We start from the raw sequence: 3027 nt of genomic DNA, 5'->3' as shown, positions 1-3027 counted from the left end.
GCCACGCACCATCGACGGCCTCGACCGCGGCCTGAAGTGGCAGGTGGGTTCGACCGAACGGGTGATCAATGGTGGAAGTGCGTTGCCCGACGAGCCAGGGTTGCCGAGGACAACCATCCATGAGCATCACGACCAGAAATACGGGCCGGCCCGCATCCTCATGCCCGAAGGCGACCCGGCGGACCCGGAGACGTTGCGAGCGATCGTGGCGGCAGCAGCCGGCGATGCCAGCCATGAGCCGTCTGGGTCATCGGCACGTGGTCATGCCGATCTCCATGACCGATGGTCGACGATCCTCCAGCGCCTGGAGGACTCCGACCCAGCGGTGCAGGACGCAGTCCTGGGCTCGGTCGAGACCCTCCTGGACCGCCTCCAACGTCGCAGGAACTGACCACGACTTTCCTCGTTTCCGTCGCTGACTGGTCACGCTTCGACTACACTGCCGGCCCTACGGCACCATCTCAGCCGCAGAACAGGGCGGACCGCCAGTGGGGGATTTTTAATCCCCCCCGGGGGGTGTAGATCTACCCCCCACCCCTATGGAGGTACGGGTGGAAGATCTCAGGACACGGCTCGGGGCGGAGATCCGCCGCTTACGTGAGGCCGCCGGCCTCTCGCAGGAAGAACTCTCCGACCAGCTCGGCTACGCCGCCGGCCGGAACTACGTCAGCCGGATCGAGAACGGCCGGGACCTGGCGTCCGAAGAATGGACCAGGGCCGTCGACCAGCAGCTCGGCGCCAACGGCAGCCTGGTCGCCCTACGCTTCGAGGTATGGCGGACTGACCAGCTGCGCCGGATCGAGGAGAAAGCCACCGTCCTCGGCGTGGACTCGGCGGTGGCTCTGGCCGCACCATCACAACAGGGAGAGGAGGACGGCGTGGACAGGCGTCAGATGTTGCAGGCGGGCTGCTTCACCACCGCAGTCGTGGCAGCCGACCTCTCGAACCAGATTGCCGCGGCCGATCCCTCTCCGTTCACCCTGCACGAGATCAGTATCGATCTTCACCGCATCGCCGAGACCTACAACACGACACCGAGAGCGCAGCTCGTACCCCGGGTTGAAGCGGGATGGCTCGGCGTCGAGAAGCTACTGGATACCCGAATCTCAGCGAAGCTTCGTAAGCGGCTCACCGGGCACGCAGGTTGGTACGCCTACTACCTGGGTACGCTCGCGTTCGATCTTGGACACGACCAGGCCACCGGCGCGTACCTCTCCCTTGCCGGCCAGCACGCCACCGAGGCCTCAGATCGCCTACTGGCTGGATCCGTAGCCGCAATGGATTCCGCCTTCGCGTACTTCAACCGCCAATATGCCCTGGCTGCCGACATCGCAGCCGAAGCCCGCCCCCATGCAGACCCCCACATCCGGCCCTTCCTCGCCGCGAACGAGGCCCGCGCCTCAGCGATGGCCCGACGTCCCGAACCCGCCCGGGTCGCTCTCGAAGACATGCAGACCCATGCCCTCGCCAGCGACGCCACGCCAGGCCCAACCACCATCGATGAGGAGGGGGTGCACAGCATGCTCGCTGTCGTCCTCGCTCACCTCGGCGATGGCGAAGCCGCCGCGGCCCACGCGGGCCGGTCCCTGGAGCTGCTTTCAGGGACCGGCCAGTTCGGCGAGACCGGGGGCACTTACAACGCTCTGTGCCGGGCCTTTCTCCGCCGGCCCGATCCCGACCCGGAGCAGGCCGCGGCCGCGGCGCATGCAGCGCTCACAGTGATAGATGGCCGGCCGGTCCGCTGGGTGATCCAGTCAACCGCGCAGCTGTGGCGGGAGATGGAACGGCGCTGGCCCGAACTCCCCGCCGTTCAAGACCTCGGCGAGGTCCTGGTCTCCAGCCGGAAGGCGTTGGCACCAGCCTTGGTGTGACGACGCCTTCCCCGTTTCCGTCGTTGATCTGTCACTCGTGAGCTAGTGTGCCGACTTTCAGCACCATGGCAGTCACACTCCGGGTAGACCCCGGGGGGGGTGGGGAAAACCACCCCCCCGGGGGGGAAGAACTACCCCCCACCCCCACGGAGGTACGGGTGGACGATCTCAGGACACGGCTCGGAGCGGAGATCCGCCGCTTACGTGAGGCCGCCGGCCTCTCGCAGGAAGAACTCTCCGACCAGCTCGGCTACGCCGCCGGCCGGAACTACGTCAGCCGAATCGAAAACGGCCGGGACCTTGCCTCCGAAGAGTGGGTCAAGGCGGTAGACCGGGAGCTGAGGGCCGACGGGCTCCTGATCGCCCTACGCTTCGAGGTATGGAAGGCGGACCAGCTCCGCCGGATCGAGGAGAAGGCCACCGTCCTCGGCGTGGACGTCACCAGCGTCCAGGCCCCACCATCAGCAGAGGGAGAGGAGGGCAGTGTGGACAGACGACAGCTGTTCCAGGTCAGCGGTTTCGCCGTCGCGGCCGCGACCGCATCCGACCTCTCCCGTGCCATCGCCCAGGCCGACCCCGACCCGCGAACCGTCATCGAGCTTGCCTCGGACCTCGACCGGATCGCGTCGACCTACCCGACAACTCCCTACGCCGAGCTGCTCCCGCAGGTCACGGCCGGCTGGCTCAGCACCGAGCGGCTCCTGGACACCCGACTGTCTCTCCGCGTGCGGGAACGACTCACCCTTCTCGCCGGCCAGTACTCCTACTACCTCGGACAGCTCGCCTTCGCGACCGGCGATGACTCCTCAGCCCTCCCGTTCCTCAACCTGGCCCGGCAGCACGGAGGCGAGGTAGGCGACCAGCTACTCCTGAGCTCGGTCGCCGTCATGGAGTCATGCGTCGCGCACTTCAACGGCGACTACATCACCGCTGCCGACATCGCTGGCGCAGCCCGCCCCGACGCACACCCCTATGTCCGGCCGAAGCTCGCCGCCTGTGAAGCGCGAGCCGCCGCACTCGCGGGCCGCCCGGATGCAGCCCGGGCCGCGCTCGACGACATGCAGGACCACGTATGGACCGGCGACCGTCTGCCCGGTCCGGAGCTCATCGACGAGGAGGGTGCGCATGCCTACACGGCGATCGTCTACGCCAACCT

3 protein-coding genes are annotated in these 3027 nt (G+C 67.5%); all 3 read left to right on the top strand.

From position 1 onward, the window contains the following. Positions 1-391, top strand: a 391-nt coding sequence (locus U9980_RS17940) for a hypothetical protein (RefSeq protein ID WP_322768974.1), incomplete at its 5' end; no start/stop codon positions are given. Positions 392-551: 160 nt separating this feature from the next. Continuing rightward, complete coding sequence (locus U9980_RS17935) at positions 552-1871, top strand: helix-turn-helix transcriptional regulator (RefSeq protein WP_322768973.1); 1320 nt, start codon at positions 552-554, stop codon at positions 1869-1871. A gap of 158 nt (positions 1872-2029) precedes the next feature. Then, on the top strand, positions 2030-3027 hold a 998-nt coding region (locus U9980_RS17930; RefSeq protein WP_322768972.1), incomplete at its 3' end, for a helix-turn-helix transcriptional regulator.

Origin of the sequence: Protofrankia sp. Cr1 (assembly GCF_963555865.1) — a bacterium.
Lineage (GTDB): Bacteria > Actinomycetota > Actinomycetes > Frankiales > Frankiaceae > Protofrankia.
Note: the sequence above shows the minus strand (reverse complement) of the source record. Positions and strands in the feature narration are given on the sequence as shown.